Below are 23,677 nucleotides of genomic sequence, written 5' to 3'. Positions count from 1 at the left end.
GACGATGACTGACTTCAAAACCCCGCAGAACTACTTCTTGGCAGCAATCATCGCCATGAACGCCGGCATCGCCGCTTCCCTGTCCGCCGCCACTCGCTGAACGTTCGGGTTTTCCCCCAACCGCTGCAACAGCGCCTTGGCCGCCGGCAGCTCGGCCAACAGATCGATGTCAAACAACTTCTTGGCGACCCCACACGCCAGCGGCACGCTGAACAGGAAATACAGATCCGCCACGCTCAAGCTGTCGCCAGCCACGTAAGGGCTGAATTTGCCGTGCCGGCCCAGGGCTGCCATCCCCAACAACAGTTCGGCCTTGGTTTTTTCCTTGATCGCTTCCGGTACGGTCATGCCGAAGAATGCTTCGCCGTAACAGGCCCGCCCCGGCAATTCGATATACAGCTCGATCTCTTTGGCCAGTGCCAGCACCTGCGCGCGTTCGAACGGATCGCTCGGTAGCAGCGGCGTGCCGTTCTGACTTTGCTCGATGTATTCGAGGATCACGCTGGTTTCATTGATGAAGCCCTGTTCTACGTGCAACACCGGGACCTTTCCGCGGGGGCTGATTGCCAGTGCCTCGGGGCTGGTGCCGGCGTAAAACGGCACTTCTTCGAAGGGCAGTCCTTTTTCCAGCAGCGCCAGTTTGACCATGTTGTAGTAGTTACTGACGGAGAATCCATAAAGCTTGATCATCACAAAGCCTCCAGACCATGCGGGGTGGGCAGTGCCTGTTTATAGAACGCTGCCGGGATTCTTGCCAGCAGCATCACGCCGCCGAATGCGGGTAAACTGGCCGCCTTTCCCTGAGGAGCCTGCCATGAGCGAGCTGAACGATATCGACAACGACGAAGAAGAGTTCGCCGAAAGTACCCTGATCCAGGCCATCGAAAACCAGATCGAAAGCGACAACCCGCCAGCGGCCAAGGCGACGTTCAACAAGCTGACGCTGGTGGGTTACGAGCGGGAAGAAATCCTCAACTTGATGGCTCACGTTTTGGCGGTAGAAATCGACGCGATCCTCGAAGAAGACCGCGCGTTCAACACCGAATGGTATGAAGCGGCGTTGCGCGCGCTGCCTGAGCTGCCGCCGGAAAAGCAGTAAGATCAAAAGATCGCAGCCTTCGGCAGCTCCTACGTGGATCGCATTCCAGGTAGGAGCTGCCGAAGGCTGCGATCTTTTTTATGCGGTCTACACTGGAAACACCCCGCCGCCCCACCACTCGCCGAGGAATGCTTCCCGAGGCAAAAAATCTCTGCCGCCAGCACTGGACATGCCGGACAAGCGGGTTCACCTTAGGGGCGCTGTCGTCCAATTCCTAGAAAGTCTGGAGTCCTTATGTCGCTTACCCCTGAGTTGGTTGCCGAACTGGAAGTCCTCGCACTCTTCAACCTGGACAGTTCCCAGGAAGGTCTGAAAATTCATCAGACCGCTGCCCCGAAACACATTGCCGCCGCCAAACGCCTCTTTGAAAAAGAACTGACCGACCAGCCTGATGGCGGTTACCTGACCAGCCTGGGTCGTGACGCCGCGCAAAATGTGCAATCCGTGCTGACCATTCTTAACGCCGAAGTAACAGCCTGAATTCTGCCGCATCGCCCACGGAGACCCCGATCCAGGGATTTCCGCGGGCACATTCCCCTGATTTCCGTCTCCAGCCGATAGAATTCTGACACCAGAAAAAATCAGCTTAAAGGTCCTCGCCTCAAGACGCTAAACTGCCCCTCATCCGAAGAGCCCCACGTCCGAGCCCTGCGAGCCGGTTTGAGCTGACATGACCCGCAACCATGAAATCCGCCCCGATCTGGACGAGGGAATCGACCGCAAGGTTCTCAGCCAGCTGCGCGCACGCTTTCTGAAACTCAACGAAGGACGCATGGCTCGCGCCATGGAAGGGTTGTCGACCCGCCAGCAAGAGGTCCTGACCTTGCTGCCGCTGTTTTTCCACGTGAACCATCCGCTGTTGCCCGGCTACGTTTGCGGCAGTACGCCGGCCGGGCTGTCGAATTTCGAACCGGATGCCAATGTCCTCGCTGAAGCCCAGCGCCTGACCCGATCGTTTTCCTACAAACCGCGCCACGGCAGCAACCCGCCCCGGCCGATTCACGGACTGTTCCTGATGGGCAGCCTCGGCACCCTGGCTCAGGCCGACCAGAGCGACATGGATGTGTGGGTCTGCCATGGGCCGGACCTGACCGAGAACGAACTCGCCGAACTGCACAAAAAATGCCAGTTGCTGGAAGTCTGGGCCGCCAGCCAGGGTGCCGAGGCGCACTTCTTTCTGATCGACCCGACCCGTTTCGTCCGGGGCGAGCGCGATACCCAGCTGAGTTCGGAAGATTGCGGCACCACCCAGCACTACCTGTTGCTGGACGAGTTTTACCGCACCGCGATCTGGCTGGCCGGACGTACACCGATCTGGTGGCTGGTGCCGGTCTACGAAGAGTCGAGCTACGACCGATACACCCATACCTTGATCTCCAAACGCTTCATCCGCGCCGATGAAACCCTCGACCTCGGCAACCTGGCCTTCATCCCGCCCGGTGAATTTATCGGCGCCGGGCTCTGGCAGTTATTCAAGGGCATCGAGTCACCCTACAAATCGGTACTCAAGCTGTTGCTGACCGAGGTTTACGCCAGTGAACACCCAAGGGTCCATTGCCTGAGCCTGCGCTTCAAACAAGCGGTATTCGCCAACCGGCTCGACCTCGACGAGCTGGACCCGTATGTCGTGGTGTACCGGCGCATCGAGGAATACCTGGTCGCCCGCAACGAACCGGAAAGGCTGGAGCTGGTGCGTCGCGCGCTGTACCTGAAGGTCAATCGCAAACTGACCGGCAGCAGCCGCACCCAGAGCTGGCAACGCTCTTTGCTCGAGCGCCTGGCCCGCGAATGGCACTGGGACCAGCGCCAACTGGCCCTGCTCGATAGCCGCAGTCAGTGGAAAATCCGCCAGGTCAGCTCCGAGCGGCGGGCGCTGGTCAATGAACTGAACTACAGCTACCGCTTTCTCACACAGTTTGCCCGTCACGAACAAACGGTCAGCCGCATCAACAAGCGCGACCTGAGTGTCCTCGGCCGTCGCCTGTACGCCGCGTTCGAGCGCAAGGCCGGCAAAGTCGAGTTCATCAACCCCGGTATCGCCCCGGACCTGGCTGAAGACACCCTGACGCTGGTGCACGCACCGAAGAGGAAAGAACCGGGGCAAAGCCAGTGGGGCTTGTACAACGGCAACCTGACGGCGCTGGAGTGGGAACATTTCGCGCCGATCAAACGCAGCCGCCACTTGCTGGAACTGTTGACCTGGTGCCACCGCAATGGCGTGATCGACAGCAGTACCCGCCTGGCCTTACACCCCGGCACCAGCGACTTGAGCGAATTCGAACTGTTCAACTTGCTCCGCAGCCTGCAACAGACCATCGCCCTGCCCTTGCCCACCGTCGCCGAAGAACCGCTGCTGCGCGCCAGCGTGCCGAGTGAAGTGCTGATTCTGGTAAATGTCGGCATCGATCCGCTCAAGCACCATCGCGACCTGAACATCCTGATGACCACCGAGCGCACCGATTCCCTGAGCTACGCCGGTGTCCGGGAAAACCTGGTGCTGACCCTGGACCAGGTCACACTCAACAGCTGGAATGAAGTGCTGGTCGGTCGCTACGACGGCCCCCACGCCCTGCTCGACTGCATCCGCGATTACCTCAACAACCTGCCGGCCGGGCCACATCAGCCGAAGCTGCGGGTACGTTGCTTCTGCCATAACCGCGCGCAGTTCATTGCCCAACGGGTGGAGGAAATCCTCGATACCGCGCAGAACCTGCTGTTGAGCCGGCTCAATCATCGCTACCTGATCCAGGTCCAGCAGCACTACCACGTGCTGGAGTTGGTGCCCGGCCAGGTCCAGCACATCGCGCTGGCCACTCTACCGGCGCTGATCGATTACCTGGGCGAGGAAATGGCCAGCTACAGCCCGTTGCACCTGGATCCGAAGGCACTGGAAGACCACGACCTCGCGCTGTTCCTGCCGACGGGCCAGCCGGACTGCATACAAGTGTTCTATCGGGTCAACGAAAATCAGGCCGATCTGTACGTGCTCGATGAGTTCAATGCCCTGTGGCAGCAACGCCTGCCCTGGCACAACGAGCAAAGCCTGCTGGTGCCGCTGCAACGTTTCCTGCAATCGATCCAGCACCGTCGCGATACCCTGTTGCCAATGGATGCTGCCCCCCCCTTGAACCTCGACACCCTGTATTGCCAGTTGCTGCCGTCAGGCTCTGGCCGGGCGCGCCGCATCGAAGCCCGACCGGTACCGCAGACACCGGTGAACAAGCCGTTCTACGACGTGCAGGCGATCGTCGGCAAAGCCGCACCGGGTCAGGTGCAGGTCACGCTGTATTGCAATCAACGGGAGTTTTCCGAGTTGGAGCATGGCGACCAGCTGTTCAGCGTGGTCGCCCGGGAAATCGTCGGGCAGCGCCGGGAAGCCGAACGCTACCGCGGCTACATCACCGACCTCGACCTGTCAGGCCTGCTGGGCGAAGGTCAGAGTTCCACCCATCTGTACCTGCGCTACAAAGCCGACCTGGAGCACGCGTTGAACGAGGCGCTCGATCAGGTCTGAGGGGGTGTCACTCGGGGAACGCGCCGCCATTGGCCGGCTGCGATTCGACTTCCAGCAGCGTCAGCTTCAGGGTCTTGCCGCCCGGAGCCGGCCAATCGATATGCTGACCAACCTTCAGGCCAAGCAGCGCGCTGCCCACCGGCGCCAGGATCGAGACCTTGCCTTCGTCGGCATTCGCATCCTTGGGGTACACCAGGGTCAGGTGGTAGTCCTTGCCACTGCCTTCTTCTCGGCAATGCACACGGGAATTCATGGTCACGACATCCGCCGGCACTTCATCGTGGCCGACCACGGTATCGGCGCGATCCAGTTCGGTTTGCAGCGCAATAACGCCCGGCAGCGTCTCGTCCAGGCTGTCGATCAGACGCTCCAGACGCTGGACGTCCAGACGGGTAAGGGTGATGGAAGGTGCGGTCATGATCTGGGCAGACTCCTTTCTTCTGCACGAAAAAAGCAAAACCCCGCCAGAAAAAGGCGGGGTTTTCATAAGCCTCGGTGGGTTGAGGCATTTCCGGACACTATCACAGCTCAAAAAATATACAAGCCGCCACGCGGCGGCGTAGGAGCTGCCGCAGGCTGCGATCTTTTGATCTTGTTCTTCGGCAATCTTCAGAGCTGCCAAAAGATCGCAGCCTTCGGCAGCTCCTACAGAGCGCCAGCCTTGCGATTCGAAGCCTGCGCGCAAATCACCCGCCGACGTTCGTCATCGGCCGAACGCCACTCACGAATATCTTCGACATGACGAAAGCACCCCAGGCAGACTTTCTGTTCGTCCAGCCGACAGACACCGCTGCAGGGCGACGGCACCGCCAGGCTGACATTGCTGTAGAGCGGCTTGGGCGCACGGACAGGCGCAGGCTGGGTCACGATCTCACAGGCCTTCGAAATCGAGCTCGACGCCAGCCTGTTGCTGGACGATACGCTCGAGCATTTCACCCAACTGCTCTTCGCTCTTGTCGCACATCCAGCGCTCGCTTTCTTCGTCGTAGTCGAAGTGGAAACCGCCGGAAACCGCTGCCAGCCACAGCTGACGCAGCGGCTCCTGGCGACTGAAGATCAACTGGCTACCGTTCTCGAACTTGACGGTCAGCACACCGGCCGAGCTCTCCAGATCGATATCCAGATCGCTGTCGTCAAAGATGTCCTCCAGGGTTTGCTGGGTGGCATCGACCAGGTCATGGAAACGCGCTTCGGACAAACTCATTACGGCAACCTCAAAAAGTGTCTGATCAGGCTCAAGCGCCGCAAGATACGACCGAGCCCTATCGATTGCAAAGGATAACGACCTGTGGAAGCGAGCTTGCTTGCGAATGGCAGGTACATTCAACCTGTTCGTTGGCTGACACACCGCTTTCGCGAGCAGGCTCGCTCCCACACGGATTGCACGTTACCGACCTGCACCTGCCCAAGCCCCGCCAGACGGGCGGTCCGCTGCATAGGCAAGCTGCCGGGTGGCCGGTATACTCCGGCGCAATTAATGCATTTTCAAGGATTTCGCCATGAAGCGCCTGATCTCCTCCCTTGCTGCGCTCCTCGCGGTTGCCTGCCTGCTGTCTGCCTGCGGTCAAAAAGGCCCGCTGTACCTGCCTGACGAAAATCAGGACCCTGCCGAGCAGGCCAAATCGTCACAGCAGCAGCCTGCCTCCAAAGCACACAAGCACGACGTCTACCAATAAGGGAACCTCATGGACGCTTTTAACTACCGTGACGGTGAACTGTTCGCGGAAGGTGTTGCCCTCTCTGCAATCGCCGAGCGCTTTGGCACACCGACTTACGTTTACTCCCGTGCACACATCGAAGCCCAATACCTGGCTTACGCCGATGCACTGGCCGGCACGCCGCACCTGGTGTGCTTCGCGGTCAAGGCCAACTCCAACCTGGGTGTCCTGAATGTCCTGGCGCGTTTGGGCGCCGGTTTCGACATCGTCTCCCGTGGCGAACTGGAACGCGTACTGGCCGCTGGCGGCAGCGCCGACAAGATTGTGTTTTCCGGCGTCGGCAAGACCCGTGACGACATGCGTCGCGCCCTGGAAGTCGGCGTGCACTGCTTCAATGTCGAATCCACCGACGAGCTGGAACGCCTGCAAGTGGTCGCCGCCGAACTGGGCGTTAGCGCGCCGATTTCGCTGCGCGTGAACCCGGATGTCGATGCCGGCACCCACCCGTACATTTCCACTGGTCTCAAAGAGAACAAGTTCGGCATCGCCATCGCCGACGCCGAAGACGTGTACGTGCGTGCCGCGCAGCTGCCGAACCTGGAAGTGGTCGGCGTCGATTGCCACATCGGCTCGCAACTGACCACCCTGCCGCCGTTCATCGACGCTCTCGACCGCCTGCTGGGCCTGGTCGACCGCCTCGGCGATTGTGGCATCTACCTGCGCCACATCGATCTCGGTGGTGGCCTGGGCGTGCGATACAAGGACGAGGAGCCGCCACTGGCTGCCGACTACATCAAAGCCGTGCGTGAACGCCTCGACGGCCGCGACCTGGCGCTGGTGTTCGAGCCGGGCCGCTTCATCGTGGCCAATGCCGGTGTATTGCTGACCCAGGTCGAGTACCTCAAGCACACCGAGCACAAAGACTTCGCCATCGTCGACGCCGCGATGAACGACCTGATCCGTCCGGCGCTGTATCAAGCCTGGATGGACGTCACTGCCGTGCGCCCGCGCACCTCTGCTGCTCGCGCCTACGACATCGTCGGCCCGATCTGCGAGACCGGCGACTTCCTGGCCAAGGATCGTCAACTTGCACTGGAAGAAGGCGACCTGCTGGCCGTGCATTCGGCCGGTGCCTATGGGTTTGTCATGAGCTCCAACTACAACACCCGCGGCCGTACCGCTGAAGTGTTGGTGGACGGTGATCAGGCATTTGAAGTGCGTCGCCGTGAGACGGTAGCCGAGTTGTTTGCTGGCGAAAGCCTGCTGCCGGAGTAAAAACATGCTGCTGCGTTTTACCAAGATGCACGGCCTGGGCAATGACTTCATGGTCCTCGACCTGGTCAGCCAGCACGCACATATTCTGCCCAAGCACGCCAAGCAATGGGGTGACCGGCACACCGGCATCGGTTTCGACCAGTTGCTGATCGTCGAGGCGCCGAGTAACCCGGACGTGGACTTCCGCTATCGGATCTTCAACTCCGACGGTTCCGAAGTGGAACAGTGCGGTAACGGTGCGCGCTGCTTCGCCCGCTTCGTACTGGACAAGCGCCTGACCGCAAAACGGCAGATCCGCGTCGAGACCAAAAGCGGCGTCATCGAACTGGACGTGCGAAACGACGGCCAGATCGGCGTCAACATGGGCGCCCCGCGTCTGGTGCCTGCGGATATTCCGTTCCAGGCGCCGGAGCAGGCCAAGAGTTATCAGGTCGACGTCGACGGCACCCCGGTCGATCTGGCTGCCGTGTCCATGGGCAACCCCCATGCCGTGCTGCGGGTCAGCGATATCAACAATGCGCCGGTGCATGAACTAGGGCCGAAAATCGAACATCACCCGCGCTTCCCGGCACGGGTCAATGTCGGTTTTCTCCAGGTCATCGACCGGAGCCGCGCGCAGTTGCGCGTCTGGGAGCGTGGAGCCGGGGAAACCCAGGCCTGCGGAACCGGCGCCTGTGCCGCCGCAGTGGCCGCGATCAGCCAGGGGTGGATGGATTCGCCGCTATTGATCGACCTGCCAGGCGGGCGTCTGTCCATCGAATGGGCAGGCCCTGGCCAACCGGTGATGATGACCGGCCCGGCAGTGCGCGTATATGAAGGACAAGTGCGTCTTTGAGTGAGCGAAATCCATGACCGACAAGCCTCAGGTACCCGCACGACAAGCTGACGAATCACCGTCCGAAAGCCTGGAGGCGGCGGCTGTTGCCGCCTACCTGGAGGCTCATCCGGACTTCTTCGTCGAGCACGAAGAACTGCTCCCGTCCCTGCGTATTCCCCATCGACGCGGCGATACCGTGTCGCTGGTGGAACGACAGATGACGATCCTGCGCGACCGCAACATTGAACTGCGTCATCGCCTTTCGCATTTGATGGACGTGGCCCGGGACAACGACCGGCTGTTCGACAAGACCCGTCGCCTGATCCTGGCGTTGATGGATGCCGCCAGCCTGGAAGACGTGGTGATGTGCGTCGAAGACAGTCTGCGCCAAGAGTTCCAGGTGCCCTTCGTCAGCCTCATCCTGCTCGGCGACAACGCCATGCCGGTCGGCCGCTGGGCCACTCACGCCGAAGCACAAGTGGCCATCGGCGGCTTGCTCTCGGAAGACAAAAGCGTCAGCGGCAGCCTGCGCGAGCACGAACTGGACTTCCTGTTCGGTGAAGAACAGCGCAAGCAGATTGGCTCCACCGCGGTCGTTGTCATCAGCCACCAAGGCATCCACGGCATCCTGGCCATCGCCAGCCGTGATCCGCAGCACTACAAAAGCTCGGTGGGCACCCTGTTCCTGAGCTACATCGCTGAAGTCATGGGTCGCGTGCTGCCACGGGTCAACAACTCCCTGCGCTCGGTACGCTGAACATGGAACGGCAACTGGACGCTTACTGCGAACACCTGCGCAGTGAGCGGCAAGTGTCGCCGCACACGCTGTCGGCCTACCGCCGCGACCTCGATAAAGTGCTGGGCTGGTGCGTCAAACAGAGCATCGGCAGTTGGGCGGCGCTGGACATCCAGCGCCTGCGCAGCCTGATTGCCCGTTTGCACGCCCAGGGCCAATCGTCCCGCAGCCTGGCGCGATTGCTGTCGGCCGTTCGCGGGCTCTATCACTACTTGAACCGCGAAGGTCTGTGCGACCACGATCCGGCCAATGGTCTTGCGCCGCCGAAAGGCGAACGCCGCCTGCCGAAAACTCTCGACACCGACCGCGCTCTGCAACTGCTTGAAGGCGGGATTGAAGATGACTTTCTGGCGCGTCGGGACCAGGCGATTCTCGAGCTGTTCTATTCCTCCGGCCTGCGGCTGTCGGAGTTGACGGGGCTCAATCTCGATCAGCTCGACCTGGCCGACGGCATGGTCCAGGTGCTTGGCAAAGGCAGCAAGACTCGCCTGCTGCCGGTAGGCAAAAAGGCCCGCGAGGCGCTGGAACAGTGGCTGCCTCTGCGGGCCATGGCCAACCCGGCAGACGATGCGGTGTTTGTCAGCCAGCAAGGCCGGCGTCTCGGCCCGCGGGCGATCCAGGTGCGGGTCAAGGCTGCGGGTGAGCGCGAACTGGGGCAGAACCTGCACCCGCACATGCTGCGGCACTCCTTCGCCAGCCATTTGCTGGAGTCCTCCCAGGACCTGCGCGCGGTGCAGGAACTGCTCGGCCACTCGGACATCAAGACCACGCAGATCTACACCCACCTGGACTTCCAGCATCTGGCAGCGGTCTACGACAGCGCCCACCCACGGGCCAAACGCATGAAAGGCGACGATTCATGAGTATTCAGTTGATCACCTTCGACCTCGACGACACCCTGTGGGACACCGCCCCCGTGATCGTCAGCGCCGAAGCCGTTTTGCGTGAATGGCTGACCGAGCACGCGCCCAACCTTGGGGCAGTGCCGGTGGAGCACCTGTGGGCTATTCGCGAGCGTGTATTGAGCAACGAGCCAAGCCTCAAGCACCGCATCAGCGCCCTGCGTCGGCGAGTGCTGTTCCATGCGCTGGAAGAGTCCGGTTACGGACATCACGAGGCGTCGGATCTGGCGGACAAGAGTTTTGAAGTGTTTCTGCACGCTCGCCATCAGATCGATGTGTTTCCGGAGGTCGAACCGACCCTGGAAATCCTCGCCAACCATTACGCCCTCGGCGTGGTCACCAATGGCAACGCCGATGTGCGTCGGCTGGGGCTGGCGGACTACTTCAAGTTTGCGTTGTGTGCCGAAGACATCGGCATCGCCAAACCCGATGCGCGACTGTTTCATGAGGCGTTGCAACGGGGTGGTGCGACCGCTCAAACGGCGGTGCACATCGGCGATCATCCGGGTGATGACATTGCCGGGGCGCAACAGGCCGGGTTGCGGGCAATCTGGTTCAACCCGGCAGGCAAGGTCTGGGAAGCAGAACGACTGCCGGATGCGGAGATTCGCAGCCTGACCGAGCTGCCGGCGTTGCTGGCGCGGTGGAATACCGACAGGCTTTGACCCAAAACCTGTACCACCACAACACCCTGTAGGAGCTGGCTTGCCAGCGAAAGCGCCCTCAAAAGCTGCACAAGTCCAAAGGACCCTTCGCCGGCAAGCCGGCTCCTACAATGGATTGCGCATCGCCCTTGTATATTGTTTCAGGCACGAAAAAGCCCGCAGCGACGGCGGGCTTTTTCAGCAAGCGGGTAGCAGGCTCAGATAGGCCGGCTGCCGTACTTGTTGTCCGGCTTCTTGGGCGGATCGGCGACCACATTGGCCTCCACTTCCTGCACCTTGCCACCCTTGGCCAAAAACTCCTCCATGGCCCGCGCGAGAGCATCGCGTTCCTTGTTCTTGGCTTCGACACTCGGCAGCTCATCGACCGATACCGCTGCCTTGGCCTTGCCTTTGGCGGTCGGAACCGGCGCATCACCGCCGTCGTCTTCAGCGACGTCTTCCGCCGCTGCTTCCAGACCTTCTTCGGTTTCGTCGTCGCCTACTTCGAGGTCGTCGTTTTCCAGATCATCGTCGCTCATGTTCTACCTCATGACTTGCGAAAAGCAGATTAGTTATAGCCCAGCTTTGCCCTCTGTCGAAGGCTGCCGGAAAAAAATCAACAGCCGCTGCTGACCAGCGGTTATGCCTCTTCACCGTGCACGGTGGCGAGGACTTTGCGGGCACCGCCATGATCACGGTGCTCGCCCAGGTAAACGCCTTGCCAGGTCCCCAACGCCAGCCGGCCTGCCGAAATCGGCAAACTGAGCTGACAGCCAAGCACGCTGGCCTTGAAGTGCGCCGGGAGGTCGTCCAGGCCTTCGTCGTTATGCTCATAGCCGTCTGTTCCTTGTGGGATCAGACGATTGAAAAATCGTTCGAAGTCGCGACGTACCGCCGGATCGGCGTTCTCGTTGATGGTCAACGACGCCGAGGTATGCTGCAGCCACAAATGCAACAGACCGACCCGACACGCCTTGAGTTCAGGCAGGCCGGCGAGTAACTCGTCCGTTACCAGATGAAAGCCCCGAGGCCTCGCCCGCAAGGTAATCAGAGTCTGTTGCCACATACAGTTCTCCGCACGTTCGGGGCGCATTCTAGCGCGCTCTGGGAAAAAACAAAGGCCCTAATATTCCTTCAATCCTGTAAGCCTTCGACCGCACAAAAACACCCGGCGCAAACATCGCAAAACCTGTAGGAAAAAACCATTCAGCTGTTCCTCCAACGACAAATTTCAGACAAAAAAATGCCCGGCAAGCCGGGCAAGTTTTTTATGCGCGTGCTTACAAGTTGTAGCCGCGTTCGTTGTGAAGCGCCAGATCGATGCCGACCGCTTCTTCTTCTTCGTTAATGCGCAGGCCCATGACCGCATCCAGCACCTTGAGGATGATGAATGTGGCGATCGCGGTGTAGATCACCGTGAAGCCCACGCCTTTGCACTGAATCCACACTTGTGCGGCGATATCGGTGACGGTGCCGAAGCCACCCAGGGACGGCGCTGCGAACACACCGGTCAGGATTGCGCCGAGGATACCGCCGATACCGTGCACGCCGAAGGCGTCCAGGGAGTCGTCATAGCCAAGCTTGCGCTTCAGGGTGGTGGCGCAGAAGAAGCACACCACGCCAGCCGCCAGACCGATGACCAGCGCGCCCATCGGGCCAACGGTGCCGGCAGCCGGGGTGATTGCCACCAGACCGGCAACCACGCCCGAAGCGATACCCAGTGCGCTAGGTTTGCCATGGGTGATCCACTCGGCAAACATCCAGCCCAGCGCCGCAGCGGCGGTAGCGATTTGCGTCACCAGCATCGCCATACCGGCGGTGCCGTTGGCCGCAGCGGCGGAACCGGCGTTGAAACCGAACCAGCCGACCCACAGCATGGCCGCGCCCATCAAGGTGTAACCGAGGTTGTGCGGCGCCATCGGCGTGGTCGGGAAGCCCTTACGCTTGCCCAGCACCAGGCAGGCAACCAGACCGGCCACACCGGCGTTGATGTGCACCACCGTGCCACCGGCGAAGTCCAGAACACCCCAGTCCCACAACAGGCCGCCGTTACCGGACCAGACCATGTGCGCAATCGGCGCGTAAACCAGGGTGAACCACACGCCCATGAAAACCAGCATCGCGGAGAACTTCATCCGCTCGGCGAAGGCGCCGACGATCAACGCCGGGGTGATGATCGCGAAGGTCATCTGGAAGGTGACGAACACCGCCTCGGGGAACAGCGCCGCAGGACCGGTCAGGCTGGCAGGCGTGATGCCGGCGAGGAATGCCTTGCCCATGCCGCCGAAGAACGAGTTGAAGTTGATGACGCCCTGCTCCATGCCCGTGGTGTCGAACGCGATGCTGTAGCCATAAATGACCCACAGGACGCTGATCAGACCAGTAATGGCGAAGCACTGCATCATCACGGAAAGAATGTTTTTCGACCGGACCATACCGCCGTAGAACAGCGCAAGGCCGGGAATGGTCATGAACAGCACCAAGGCTGTAGAGGTCATCATCCAGGCGGTATCGCCGGAGTTGAGGACGGGTGCCGCCACTTCGTCTGCCGCCAAGGCAAGGCTGGGCATTACGATGGACAACAGGGCTCCTAGCCCTGCGAATTTACGCAGAGTCATATTGTTTTCTCCTGGGGCGTTGGGTTTGTGGCGGCTTAGATAGCGTCGGTATCGGTTTCGCCGGTACGGATGCGAATCGCCTGTTCCAGATTGACCACGAAGATCTTGCCGTCACCGATCTTGCCGGTGTTGGCAGCCTTGGTGATGGCCTCGATTACCCGGTCCAGATCCTTGTCGTCGATGGCGACGTCGATCTTCACCTTGGGCAGGAAATCGACCACGTATTCCGCGCCGCGATACAGCTCGGTGTGACCCTTCTGCCGACCAAAGCCTTTGACTTCAGTGACGGTAATGCCCTGCACGCCGATCTCGGACAGCGACTCGCGTACGTCGTCCAGCTTGAACGGCTTGATGATGGCAGTGACTAGCTTCATGAAAACTCTCTCCCGAATTGGTGAACTTGCCCCAGGAAAACAAACCCGTCTCAAGTCTAAGCGCAGTGCCTGGCTTTGTAACGCATCGTCGGCCTTACCTGCCCGTTCGACGCCAGCTAACCGCTCCTCACGAAGCACTCCCCCGTGTTTCGCTTGGCGCACTGCATTCGTCACAGCGACTGCATCAGTGCATGGGTCACCAGCATCTAAGCAGAAACCTTGCCATCTCCACAAAACTCATAGTTTTCAATCTTTTGCCGGCAGATGTCCGCCATATCGCAACAACACTCGCCGGGTTACGCACAATAACGGTGCGACGCCGTCCGTCCCCATGCGCGAAAAGTGTGCGCCCTTCGCCTGCGCAAAGAACTATAGACACTGCGTGATACACTGCCCGCCATTGTTTCCAGGACATTGCCCATGCTCGCGCCCAAAGACTTCCTCGACGCCCTCACCGGCACCGCCTCCCGCCTCTTCAGCGGCGACACGCCTCTGCCGAAAGCAGAAATCGAAAGCCAGTTCAAAATGTTGCTGCAAAGTGGCTTCAGCAAACTGGATCTGGTGAGTCGGGAAGAATTCGATAGCCAGATGGTTGTACTGGCGCGCACTCGGGCGCGGCTGGAGAGCCTTGAGGCGAAGGTGGCGGAGCTGGAAGCGAAGCTGAATCCGCCGACCGAGTAACCCCCCCAGCTCCCACCATCAAACCCGATCCAATTTGGGCGCGAGCTTGCTCGCGATAAGGTCGGAACGACCTTCAGAATCACCTGTAGGAATTGCCGCAGTCTGTGATCTTCAAGCCCGCAAGAATCCCGGCAACTTCCTACAAAGATCTCATTCGCCGTCCGATTGCGTCGCAAAGCTCCGGTTCCTAAGCTCACTCTCAGCTGAAGACCTTCGGGTCTGCCGGTTTTTTCCGGAGGCACCGGTTCGCCAACCCGCGCATCACTGCCACCCGATTCGTTTGACGAAAATCAGAGGCAGTTTCCTTCATTCGAATGCGGGAGCTGCACCCGCTCGAGAAAGTTCAAGCCCATGCTACATGGCTTGGATAATAGTTTGCGATGAACAAAATCTTCTAAATGGAATGCTGTTACCAACACCACAAGGAGCAACACCCATGAAACTGTATAAGTCTTTAATTGCGGCTTTCGCGCTGACTGCATTTCACATAAGTTCAGCTGTCGCCGGGCCGCCTGTGACAGTCACATTCAAGAACCTTGGAACACAGACCGCTACGTACACCCCCACAACCAACAATGAGGTTATAACAAAAGTAAACGCATCACCTACTCCACAAGAGTCCGTAATTGCAAATGGCTCGGATACGTACACCATACAAAGCCGGATGTTTCCTGGCCACAACTATGCTAATTTGCGATATCAAATGGGTAGAAAGAAATGTATTTATTTAACTACATTTGTGGAGACTGTTGGCCCAGGCGCGACCAAAATCCCAAAATGGAATAATACGGCAACGCCTAGCGGCGGCGCCACCTGCAACATCAAGGTAACTAGAACAAATCCGTCCTCCTATGCCTGGTCAGTAGTAATCACCATGAAATGAAGCATGTTGCGGGCCTTAAGTGGTTTGCAAAATCTTGCATAAGTATCAATATTATCAGGCGATAGATTATATTTTAGCCATCAAACATGGGAGTTGCAAAAAATGTTTAATTCACTAAACAATTCTGCAGTTAACAGCGGCCAAACGCTGGCTGGAACTAAAAAACTGACAGCGACTCCCAGCAAAAACCCAGGTGTCAACCAAAGTAGCCCCCAGGGCCCGTATGGCAACGCACGAGATAGCAGTACCGTTTCCACGCTAGCGAGCCAATTGAGCGAAGCCTCAGTACGTGCGCAGGCCCGGGATGTACGCCTGACTAAAATGGAACTGAGTTCGATAGCTAAAAACACATTCAACGAATTGGAGAGTGCTAATTATACTGCCAATAAATTAAAATACGACTCTGAAGCTCCCGACACAGATAATTCCACATTACTAGCGCGCGCCAAAAGTGCGACACAGTATACAAACGGGCTCGGCAAAAATCCGTTTTCGGGGATGCCCATGGGTCAACTGGCCTTAATAACCTACGATGGCAGCAGCACCTTTACCGTCAATGAAAGACGGGCAGCATTGGAAGAATCGGCCAAACAAGAATTTGCATGGCGACAGAAAGTGGTGGCCCAAGCAGAATTTGAATATAACAGCACTGGAAAGCTTACCAACTTCTTCCAAAATGTCCTTGACCATTACAAGGGCCTGCCTCCCGTGGAGCAAGCACAGTATCCAAACAACTACGAAACCAAACTCAAGGACTGGATAGATTTAGACTTCAACTATTTTACGAATATCGCAGAAGGCAAAAAAAAGATGGATACCGAGCGCTTCGCCAGCAAAATCCTGGACGGTGACAGTAGTTTGTTTGACGACACAACCTCTTCCAAAGAAGCTGCTTCAACATAAATTATTTGATTTTGCACGCAGAATAAATTCGAGAAATCAAATACCTGCGATATGTTTTGCAGACACTCCTTATGCAACTCGCAAACAGCGTTGAGTAGTGCGATTGCTCAGGAGGTGGATTTGCCACCGCAGCCGAACGCAGCGTTTGGCTGATGTTACAGATCGTGACCTCAGCAACATTCTGCGAAAGTTTCCGTCCTCTCCGGCAAGACTCCACGACTACCCTTCAAAAACCCGCAGGAAGCGGCCCCCGTTTAGCTCAAGGAACGACCATGTCCCTCTCCATCGTCCACAGCCGCGCCCAGGTCGGCGTGGAGGCGCCAGCCGTTACTGTTGAAGTCCATCTGGCCAATGGTTTGCCGTCGCTGACCATGGTCGGCCTGCCCGAGGCGGCGGTGAAGGAAAGCAAGGATCGGGTGCGCAGCGCGATCATCAATTCGGGGCTGCAATTTCCGGCGCGACGGATCACGTTGAATCTGGCGCCCGCGGATTTGCCCAAGGATGGCGGGCGGTTCGATCTGGCGATTGCCTTGGGGATTCTCTCGGCCAGCGTGCAGGTGCCGACGCTGACACTGGATGACGTGGAGTGCCTGGGGGAGCTGGCGCTTTCCGGTGCAGTGCGGCCCGTCCGTGGGGTGCTGCCGGCGGCATTGGCGGCGCGCAAGGCCGGGCGCTGGTTGATGGTGCCGCAGGCGAATGCCGAGGAGGCTTGCCTGGCGTCGGGGTTGAAGGTCATTGCAGTGGACCATCTGCTGCAGGCAGTGGCACATTTCAATGGGCACACGCCCATCGAGCCTTACGTTTCCAATGGTTTGCTCTACGCCAGTAAACCCTATCCCGACTTGAACGAAGTTCAGGGGCAAATGGCAGCCAAACGCGCGCTGCTGATTGCAGCAGCGGGTGCACACAACCTGCTGTTCAGCGGGCCACCAGGTACGGGCAAGACACTTCTGGCGAGCCGATTACCAGGGCTGTTGCCACCCTTGGCCGAAAACGAAGCACTGGAGGTCGCGGCGATTCAGTCAGTCGCCAGCTGTGTGCCGCTGAGCCACTGGCCGCAGCGACCGTTTCGCCAGCCACATCACTCTGCATCAGGTCCTGCACTGGTCGGTGGCGGCTCGAAACCGCAACCCGGCGAAATCACCCTCGCCCACCACGGTGTGCTGTTCCTTGATGAACTCCCGGAATTTGATCGCAAGGTACTGGAGGTACTGAGAGAACCGCTGGAATCCGGCCACATCGTGATTTCCCGCGCCAAGGACCGCGTACGCTTCCCGGCTCGCTTTCAACTGGTCGCTGCGATGAATCCCTGCCCCTGTGGATATCTTGGCGAACCCAGTGGCCGTTGTTCCTGTACGCCGGACATGGTTCAGCGCTATCGCAACAAACTGTCGGGGCCACTGCTGGATCGTATCGACCTGCACCTGACGGTTGCTCGCGAAGCCACGGCATTGAATCCTGCGTTAAAACCCGGCGACGACACTGCCACTGCCGCCGAATTGGTTGCCGATGCACGAGAACGGCAACAAAAGCGCCAAGGCTGTGCCAATGCCTTTCTCGACTTACCGGGCCTGCGTAGACACTGCAAGTTATCCACAACAGACGAAACCTGGCTGGAGACGGCGTGTGAACGACTGACCTTGTCACTGCGAGCGGCCCATCGACTGCTCAAAGTAGCGCGCACTCTGGCGGACCTTGAACAAGTCGATGAGATCAGACGCGAGCACTTGGCCGAAGCGCTGCAATATAGGCCAACAACACTCTAGTCAGCATCACCCCTTGCTGAGATCAACCAACGGCGTCTGCCGCACCTCAGTCTCCCGCCCACCCTGAATCTCGCTCACCTGCTTCAGCGCCTTATCCACAGCGGTCTTATCCGCCAGCAAGCCGTAGCTGATGCGGAACTGCTTCTGCTCCTTCGGCCCAATCATTGGCACCAGGTTCAGTGGCCGCTGATACCGGCGGTTGTAGGAAAAACTTGTGCCTGGCTCCAGCCCCGTGACATAGCCCTGCCCTTGGGTATCGGTGTTTTTCCACAGGGAGAACACGGGCAGTGTTTGAGTGTTGAAACCGACCGAGACGCCCAGGCTGCCGGCCTTGTTATGCAGGACGGTCAATGTATCGCCCTTGGCATCGGCGTACGGCACTACGTTGTAAACCGTTTCGTCGTAGTCCTTGGTCGGTGCACGATAGGTTTGCCAGTCCGGCAAATCGCTTTTGGCTTTATCGTTGAACGGCGACACCTGTTTCACCGGCGCGGCGAAGCGGGCGCCCTGCTCCAGGAATGGGGTGCTGAAGTTGCTGTGATACAGCGCCTGGTATTCCTTCGGATAGTCGCCGTTGTTGGTCAGGGTGTCGTTGAGGGCGAACGCTACGCTGCCGGGCTCGGTGACCAGTTCGGTCGCGACCGAGAAGTCGACTTTCTTGAAAGCCTGTTCTTTCAGCTCGCCGCGCAGGCTGATGGCGTACGGCGGTTTTTCATCGATGTGCAGAGTGACTTTGTTGGCCGGGATATTGGCAGCGCGACCGTGCAGGGTCAGCAGTTCGCCGTTGTCGATGCCGGGGTGGCCGACCCATTCGTAGCCGCAGCGGGTGACCAATTCATTGAAACCTTCCAGCCAGCCCAGGCCACCACGGCCGTTGAGTTCGATGAAGGACGGATTGACCACTTCCTTGACTGGCGAATCCCAACCCATGCGCACGTTACCGACCGAGGCCTGCAGGACGTTCATGCCGCGAGTTGGAACTACCGAAAGTTTCATCGTGCCGTTATCGATGTCGACGATGCTGACGCCTTCCTGCCGACCGCCGTGCAAGGTGCGCAGGGTCACGCTGAAAGGTTTGTCGGTTTTTACGCCGAGTTGCTGGCTGGTGATTTGCCAGTTCTGGGCGGCTTTGTCGGTGTCGAGCAGGACGTAATCCCAGGCTAGGGCTTGGGAGGCAGCGGACAGTGCGCTGAGGGCAACGAAGAGTTTGAGTGGGGTCATGGCAATAGCCTTTCTTGGAGTTGTGCCATTTTTATAGACCTGAAGAAACGTTTCAGCAAGCATAAAAGTGGAGACATCGGTGGCAAATGCCAAGAAAGACACTTGATCCGCAGATGTGCGACAAACGGAAATTGAGTCGATGCCATCGATTCAGTCCAGGCGTTCGACATCCGGTAACTCCATGGCCCGGACCTCGCCTTGCAGGAAATCGCTGAGGCGACGCAAACGCTCACCGCCGGGGCGGGTTTTCGGCCAGACCAGGTAATAATTCTCACCACTGGCGACGGCGGTCGGCCACGGCAAACTCAGACGTCCCTGCGCAACATCCTCCGCCACCATCAGCAAATCGCCCATGGACACGCCGTAACCTCGAGCGGCAGCGATCATGCCCAGCTCCAGCGTATCGAACACTTGCCCGCCCTTGAGCGAGATTCGATCGGTCAGGCCCATGCGCTCCAGCCAGTTGCGCCAGTCACGGCGGTCCGGTGTCGGATGCAGCAGCTCGGTACTGGCCAGACGCGTAACGTCCCACGGTTGATCCTTCAGAAGATTCGGCGCGCCCACCGGAATCAGCTCTTCGGGGAACAGGAAAGTCGCCTCCCAGTCCGGGGGAAAATGCCCGTTGCTGAGGATGACAGCGCAGTCAAAGGGTTCGTGGTTGAAGTCCACCGTATCGATGTCCATCCAGGCGCTGGTCAATTGCACTTCGTTCCCCGGTCGCAGGTGCCGGAAACGACTGAGCCGCGCCAACAGCCAACGCATGGTCAAGGTCGACGGGGCTTTCATGCGCAGGATATCGTCCTCGGCGCGCAAGGTATTGCAGGCGCGCTCCAGGGCGGTGAAGCCTTCGCGGATGCCCGGCAACAGCAAACGGGCCGACTCGGTCAGTTGCAGGTTGCGGCCACTGCGGTGAAACAAGCGGCAGGCAAAATGCTCTTCGAGCGTACGAATATGTCGGCTGACCGCACTCTGGGTAATCGACAGTTCTTCGGCGGCGCGAGTAAACGAGCTATGCCGCGCCGCCGCTTCGAATGCTCGAAGGGCATACAAGGGAGGAAGACGACGGGACATCAGGAAAGCTCCTACAGCACGATTGCTTCAACTTATCGGAAACTCTCTCACATGAGTTTTAATCATGCCACCCATCCTTTTTATCCCTTTGTGCAAACCCCGCAGAGCGCCGAGAATCGACGCTTCCTGTTTTCTCTGACAATCGAGCGTGATGATCATGCAGCATCCAGCACGTACTGAACTCCGGGCCATCCTGCGGCTGGCGGGGCCGCTGATTGCCTCGCAGTTGGCGCACATGCTGATGGTCCTCACCGACACCCTGATGATGGCGCGCCTGAGTCCCGAAGCACTGGCCGGTGGCGGGCTCGGTGCAGCGACCTATTCGTTCGTGTCGATTTTCTGCATCGGCGTGATCGCGGCGGTCGGCACACTGGTGGCGATCCGTCAGGGTGCCGGCGATATTGTCGGGGCTACCCGGCTGACCCAGGCCGGGTTGTGGCTGGCATGGCTGATGGCGCTGGCCGCCGGTTTGCTGCTGTGGAACCTCAAACCGGTACTGTTGTTATTCGGCCAGACCGAAAGCAACGTCCAGATGGCCGGGCAGTTTTTGATCTTCCTGCCGTTCGCCCTGCCCGGCTACCTGAGCTTCATGGCCCTGCGCGGGTTCACCAGTGCCATTGGCCGTGCGACACCGGTGATGGTCATCAGCCTGGGCGGAACCGTGGCCAATTTCCTGCTCAACTATGCGCTGATTACCGGGATGTTCGGCCTGCCGAAACCGGGATTGATGGGCATCGGGCTGGTCACGGCGATTGTCGCCAACCTGATGGCACTCGCACTGGCGTGGCACATTCGGCGGCATCCGGCTTATGAGGCCTATCCGCTGCGTCAGGGCCTGTCTCGGCTGAACCGCCAGTACCTGAAGGAGCTGTGGCGTCTGGGCCTGCCGATTGGCGGTACCTATGCCGTGGAGGTCGGGCTGTTTGCCTTCGCTGCGCTGTGCATGGGCACCATGGGCAGCACACAACTGGGCGCGCACCAGATCGCCCTGCAAATCGTCTCGGTGGCATTCATGGTCCCGGCGGGTATTTCCTACGCGATCACCATGCGTATCGGTCAGCACTACGGTGCCGGGCAACTGTTGGATGCACGGCTGGCCGGGCGGGTCGGTATTGCATTCGGGGCGGCGGCGATGCTGTGTTTCGCCATGGTCTTCTGGTTGCTGCCAAACCAATTGGTCAGTTTGTTTCTCGACCACAATGACCCGGCGTTTCGCGATGTCATCAACCTTGCCGTGAGCCTGTTGGCGGTGGCGGCCTGGTTCGAGCTGTTCGACGGCGTGCAAACCATTGCCATGGGCTGCATTCGCGGACTCAAGGATGCCAAGACCACTTTCCTCGTCGGCCTGGGTTGCTATTGGCTGATCGGCGCACCGGCGGCGTGGTGGATGGCGTTCCATTTGCAGTGGGGGCCAACGGGTGTCTGGTGGGGCCTGGCGCTGGGGCTGGCGTGCGCGGCGGTGAGCCTGACGTTGGGATTTGAATGGAAGATGAAACGGATGATCAAGCGGGACACGACGTCAGAGCAGCGCTTCGAGGTCGCTCAGACAGACTGATATCCCTTGTAGGAGTGAGCCTGCTCGCGATAGCGAACTATCAGCCGACATGAATGTTGACTGACCTGGCCTCATCGCGAGCAGGCTCACTCCTACAGGGGGTCGTGGGGTTTTTAATTCACGATTTCCAGCATCGACTGCTGATTGCTGCCAAACATCAGATACTCCACCAGCTCAGCCAACGGCAAAGGCTTGCTGATCAAATATCCCTGCACCTGATCGCATTCAAATCCGCGCAGCAGATCCAGTTGCTCCGGCGTTTCCACACCTTCTGCGACCACCTCAAGGTTGAGGTTGTGCGCCAGGTTGATCATCGCGTGGACCAGCTTGCGGTTTTCCTCACGCTGTTCCATGCCGCCGACAAAGCTCTTGTCGATCTTCAGCAAGGTGATCGGCAGACTGTTGAGGTGCACGAAGGACGAGAAACCGGTGCCGAAGTCGTCGAGGGAGAAGCGCACACCGAGACGCCCGAGAGCGTCCATGGTCTGCTTGACCAGATCGCTGCGGCGCATCACGGCGGTTTCGGTCAGCTCGAATTCCAGCCACTGCGCCTCGACGCCACGCTCGGCAATCAGGCGACTCAAGGTCGAAAGCAACTGACTGTCCTGGAATTGCCGGAACGACAGGTTGATTGCCATGTGCAATGGCGGCAAACCCAGCTCAAGCAGCGCCTGCATGTCGCGCAAGGCCCGGGAAATCACCCAGTAGCCCAGCGGCACGATCAGACCGCTTTGCTCAGCCAGCGGCACGAACTCACTCGGCGGCAACAAGCCGCGCTCGGCATGGCGCCAGCGCACCAGGGCTTCGAGGCCGACGATTTGCCCGTCTGCGAGGTTCAGCCGTGGCTGGTAGTGCAGCTCCAGCTCATCGCGGCGCAGCGCCCGGCGCAGCTCGGTTTCGAGGTCGGCGATGCTGCGGGCATTGCGGTTGATGCGTTCGTTGAAAATGTGAAAGGTGCAGCCCTGGGTGCTTTTGGCCTGCTGCATGGCGATATGTGCATGCCACATCAGCGGATCCGCATCGGTCTGGGCCCGGGCGTAGGCGATGCCCAGGCTGGAACCGATCAGCAGGCTTTCGCCGTCGACCCAATAAGGCTCGGCCAATGCTTCGCTGATGCGTTCGGCCATCCACTCGGCACGCTGGGGAGCGCGACGGGTGTCGATCAGCAAAGCGAATTCATCGCTACCCAGGCGTGCCAGTTGATCGCCGGTCTCGAGCTGGCTCTTGAGCCGCGCCACCACTTGCAGGATCAAACGGTCACCGGCCTGATGGCCAAGGGCATCGTTGGCATAACGAAAGTTGTCGAGGTCGAGATGACCGAGGGCCAGGCCGCGCCCGTCGTTTTCCGCCAGCCGCGCGGTCAGCAGGGTCTGGAAGCCCTGGCGATTGGCGATGCCAGTGAGCGGATCTTGCTCGGCCAGGCGTTGCAGAGTGTTTTCCAGGACGCCACGCTCGCGCACATGACGCAGGCAGCGGCGCAACATGCCGGTATCGAGCAGATCGCGCACCAGCCAGTCACTCACACCGTCGGGCGGGGTCAGCGGCTCATGGTCGAGCAGCAACACCGTCGGCAGGCCGCAACGGCCCGGCGCCGGTTGAAGTTGCGGGATGGTCAATAACACCGCGCTGCGGTTGTCATCGAACAGGCTGCTGACCGACTCCCAACTCGGCGCGCTGATGAGAACGGCCGAGCTCCCCATAGGAACCAGACACTCGCGCAACAACGCTGCCCACGCTGGCTCTTCGGCCAGTAGCAGCAAACGCAAGGGTTCGACAGGCGTAGACAAGCTAGCTCCCTAGACTCTGCAAAGATGTAGGCGACGGGCATTATGCCGTTCCGATGACTAATGACAATGACATCAGTTATCAAATCGAGCCCTTTGCATCTGGAATTACGAAC

At 59.4% G+C, this 23,677-nt stretch carries 25 protein-coding genes; 14 read left to right on the top strand and 11 right to left on the bottom strand.

Going from position 1 to position 23,677, the window contains the following annotated elements:
- Window positions 1-30: 30 nt before the first annotated feature.
- Complete coding sequence (locus AC1DWG_RS01380; RefSeq protein ID WP_477752297.1) at window positions 31-690, bottom strand: glutathione S-transferase family protein; 660 nt, start codon at window positions 688-690, stop codon at window positions 31-33.
- 124 nt (window positions 691-814) lie between these two features.
- Here AC1DWG_RS01380 and AC1DWG_RS01375 point away from each other — a divergent pair, with 124 nt between their 5' ends.
- From AC1DWG_RS01375 to AC1DWG_RS01365, 3 genes are all read left to right on the top strand, one after another.
- The gene (locus tag AC1DWG_RS01375; protein ID WP_007992234.1) at window positions 815-1,099 is read left to right on the top strand and encodes a hypothetical protein; all 285 of its coding nucleotides are present in this window, start codon (window positions 815-817) and stop codon (window positions 1,097-1,099) included.
- A 234-nt stretch (window positions 1,100-1,333) separates the two neighbouring features.
- Entirely contained in the window at window positions 1,334-1,579 is a 246-nt protein-coding gene (locus AC1DWG_RS01370; RefSeq protein WP_007980796.1) for a TIGR02647 family protein, read from the top strand.
- A 190-nt stretch (window positions 1,580-1,769) separates the two neighbouring features.
- On the top strand, window positions 1,770-4,613 hold the full coding sequence (locus AC1DWG_RS01365; RefSeq protein ID WP_477763020.1) for a class I adenylate cyclase: 2,844 nt from the start codon (window positions 1,770-1,772) through the stop codon (window positions 4,611-4,613).
- A gap of 7 nt (window positions 4,614-4,620) precedes the next feature.
- On the opposite strand, the gene rnk is transcribed toward AC1DWG_RS01365, so the two are convergent.
- The 3 genes from rnk to cyaY form a co-directional block, all read right to left on the bottom strand.
- Window positions 4,621-5,031, bottom strand: a complete 411-nt coding sequence (gene rnk, locus AC1DWG_RS01360) for a nucleoside diphosphate kinase regulator (RefSeq protein WP_007992229.1) — start codon at window positions 5,029-5,031, stop codon at window positions 4,621-4,623.
- A gap of 227 nt (window positions 5,032-5,258) precedes the next feature.
- Window positions 5,259-5,480 (bottom strand): DUF1289 domain-containing protein, encoded by a 222-nt coding sequence (locus AC1DWG_RS01355; RefSeq protein ID WP_477752295.1) that lies wholly within the window; start codon window positions 5,478-5,480, stop codon window positions 5,259-5,261.
- A 4-nt stretch (window positions 5,481-5,484) separates the two neighbouring features.
- Window positions 5,485-5,817, bottom strand: coding sequence for an iron donor protein CyaY (gene cyaY / locus AC1DWG_RS01350; RefSeq protein WP_007980802.1), 333 nt, complete (start codon window positions 5,815-5,817; stop codon window positions 5,485-5,487).
- A gap of 295 nt (window positions 5,818-6,112) precedes the next feature.
- Between cyaY and lptM the strand changes: the two genes are divergently transcribed.
- The 6 genes from lptM to AC1DWG_RS01320 are packed head-to-tail and all read left to right on the top strand — an operon-like array spanning window position 6,113 to window position 10,726.
- Window positions 6,113-6,289 (top strand): LPS translocon maturation chaperone LptM, encoded by a 177-nt coding sequence (gene lptM / locus AC1DWG_RS01345; protein ID WP_477752294.1) that lies wholly within the window; start codon window positions 6,113-6,115, stop codon window positions 6,287-6,289.
- A 9-nt stretch (window positions 6,290-6,298) separates the two neighbouring features.
- The gene (gene lysA, locus AC1DWG_RS01340; protein WP_477763021.1) at window positions 6,299-7,546 is read left to right on the top strand and encodes a diaminopimelate decarboxylase; all 1,248 of its coding nucleotides are present in this window, start codon (window positions 6,299-6,301) and stop codon (window positions 7,544-7,546) included.
- Window positions 7,547-7,550: 4 nt separating this feature from the next.
- Window positions 7,551-8,381 (top strand): diaminopimelate epimerase, encoded by an 831-nt coding sequence (dapF, locus tag AC1DWG_RS01335; protein ID WP_150671962.1) that lies wholly within the window; start codon window positions 7,551-7,553, stop codon window positions 8,379-8,381.
- Between the two features lie 13 nt (window positions 8,382-8,394).
- Window positions 8,395-9,120 (top strand): DUF484 family protein, encoded by a 726-nt coding sequence (locus tag AC1DWG_RS01330; protein ID WP_477752292.1) that lies wholly within the window; start codon window positions 8,395-8,397, stop codon window positions 9,118-9,120.
- A gap of 2 nt (window positions 9,121-9,122) precedes the next feature.
- Window positions 9,123-10,022, top strand: a complete 900-nt coding sequence (gene xerC, locus AC1DWG_RS01325; protein WP_477763022.1) for a tyrosine recombinase XerC — start codon at window positions 9,123-9,125, stop codon at window positions 10,020-10,022.
- On the top strand, window positions 10,019-10,726 hold the full coding sequence (locus tag AC1DWG_RS01320) for an HAD family hydrolase (RefSeq protein WP_477763023.1): 708 nt from the start codon (window positions 10,019-10,021) through the stop codon (window positions 10,724-10,726). The genes xerC and AC1DWG_RS01320 overlap by 4 nt, the downstream gene beginning before the upstream one ends.
- 197 nt (window positions 10,727-10,923) lie before the next feature.
- Here AC1DWG_RS01320 and sutA read toward each other — a convergent pair whose 3' ends face one another.
- From sutA to glnK, 4 genes are all read right to left on the bottom strand, one after another.
- The gene (gene sutA / locus AC1DWG_RS01315; protein WP_108217207.1) at window positions 10,924-11,244 is read right to left on the bottom strand and encodes a transcriptional regulator SutA; all 321 of its coding nucleotides are present in this window, start codon (window positions 11,242-11,244) and stop codon (window positions 10,924-10,926) included.
- A 101-nt stretch (window positions 11,245-11,345) separates the two neighbouring features.
- A complete protein-coding gene (locus tag AC1DWG_RS01310; RefSeq protein WP_008015517.1) occupies window positions 11,346-11,771 on the bottom strand; it encodes a secondary thiamine-phosphate synthase enzyme YjbQ in 426 nt (141 codons plus the stop codon).
- 214 nt (window positions 11,772-11,985) lie between these two features.
- The gene (locus AC1DWG_RS01305; RefSeq protein WP_477759735.1) at window positions 11,986-13,323 is read right to left on the bottom strand and encodes an ammonium transporter; all 1,338 of its coding nucleotides are present in this window, start codon (window positions 13,321-13,323) and stop codon (window positions 11,986-11,988) included.
- Window positions 13,324-13,358: 35 nt separating this feature from the next.
- Window positions 13,359-13,697 (bottom strand): P-II family nitrogen regulator, encoded by a 339-nt coding sequence (gene glnK, locus AC1DWG_RS01300; protein WP_002555808.1) that lies wholly within the window; start codon window positions 13,695-13,697, stop codon window positions 13,359-13,361.
- A 420-nt stretch (window positions 13,698-14,117) separates the two neighbouring features.
- Between glnK and AC1DWG_RS01295 the strand changes: the two genes are divergently transcribed.
- The 4 genes from AC1DWG_RS01295 to AC1DWG_RS01280 all read left to right on the top strand — a co-directional run bounded on the left by AC1DWG_RS01295 (window position 14,118) and on the right by AC1DWG_RS01280 (window position 17,930).
- Window positions 14,118-14,378 (top strand): accessory factor UbiK family protein, encoded by a 261-nt coding sequence (locus AC1DWG_RS01295; RefSeq protein ID WP_046038993.1) that lies wholly within the window; start codon window positions 14,118-14,120, stop codon window positions 14,376-14,378.
- Window positions 14,379-14,814: 436 nt separating this feature from the next.
- Window positions 14,815-15,261, top strand: coding sequence for a hypothetical protein (locus tag AC1DWG_RS01290; RefSeq protein ID WP_477787150.1), 447 nt, complete (start codon window positions 14,815-14,817; stop codon window positions 15,259-15,261).
- 102 nt (window positions 15,262-15,363) lie between these two features.
- A complete protein-coding gene (locus AC1DWG_RS01285; RefSeq protein WP_477787149.1) occupies window positions 15,364-16,164 on the top strand; it encodes a hypothetical protein in 801 nt (266 codons plus the stop codon).
- A 272-nt stretch (window positions 16,165-16,436) separates the two neighbouring features.
- Window positions 16,437-17,930 carry a YifB family Mg chelatase-like AAA ATPase gene (locus AC1DWG_RS01280; protein ID WP_477763027.1) on the top strand — a complete coding sequence of 498 codons (1,494 nt, stop codon included), beginning with the start codon at window positions 16,437-16,439 and terminating at the stop codon, window positions 17,928-17,930.
- Between the two features lie 6 nt (window positions 17,931-17,936).
- On the opposite strand, the gene AC1DWG_RS01275 is transcribed toward AC1DWG_RS01280, so the two are convergent.
- Together AC1DWG_RS01275 and AC1DWG_RS01270 are read right to left on the bottom strand one after the other, a co-directional pair.
- Window positions 17,937-19,151, bottom strand: coding sequence for an aldose 1-epimerase family protein (locus AC1DWG_RS01275; protein ID WP_477752282.1), 1,215 nt, complete (start codon window positions 19,149-19,151; stop codon window positions 17,937-17,939).
- A 150-nt stretch (window positions 19,152-19,301) separates the two neighbouring features.
- Window positions 19,302-20,222: a LysR substrate-binding domain-containing protein gene (locus AC1DWG_RS01270; protein WP_477752281.1), complete on the bottom strand. Its 921-nt coding sequence runs from the start codon at window positions 20,220-20,222 to the stop codon at window positions 19,302-19,304.
- 157 nt (window positions 20,223-20,379) lie between these two features.
- Between AC1DWG_RS01270 and AC1DWG_RS01265 the strand changes: the two genes are divergently transcribed.
- Window positions 20,380-21,777, top strand: coding sequence for a NorM family multidrug efflux MATE transporter (locus tag AC1DWG_RS01265; RefSeq protein ID WP_477763028.1), 1,398 nt, complete (start codon window positions 20,380-20,382; stop codon window positions 21,775-21,777).
- 113 nt (window positions 21,778-21,890) lie between these two features.
- Here the strand turns inward: AC1DWG_RS01265 and AC1DWG_RS01260 are convergent, their stop codons facing one another.
- Window positions 21,891-23,564, bottom strand: a complete 1,674-nt coding sequence (locus AC1DWG_RS01260) for a putative bifunctional diguanylate cyclase/phosphodiesterase (RefSeq protein ID WP_477759734.1) — start codon at window positions 23,562-23,564, stop codon at window positions 21,891-21,893.
- Between the last annotated feature and the right edge of the window lie 113 nt (window positions 23,565-23,677).

Source organism: Pseudomonas sp. P4_B3, assembly GCF_056402295.1.
This window is presented reverse-complemented; position numbering and strand designations above follow the sequence as displayed.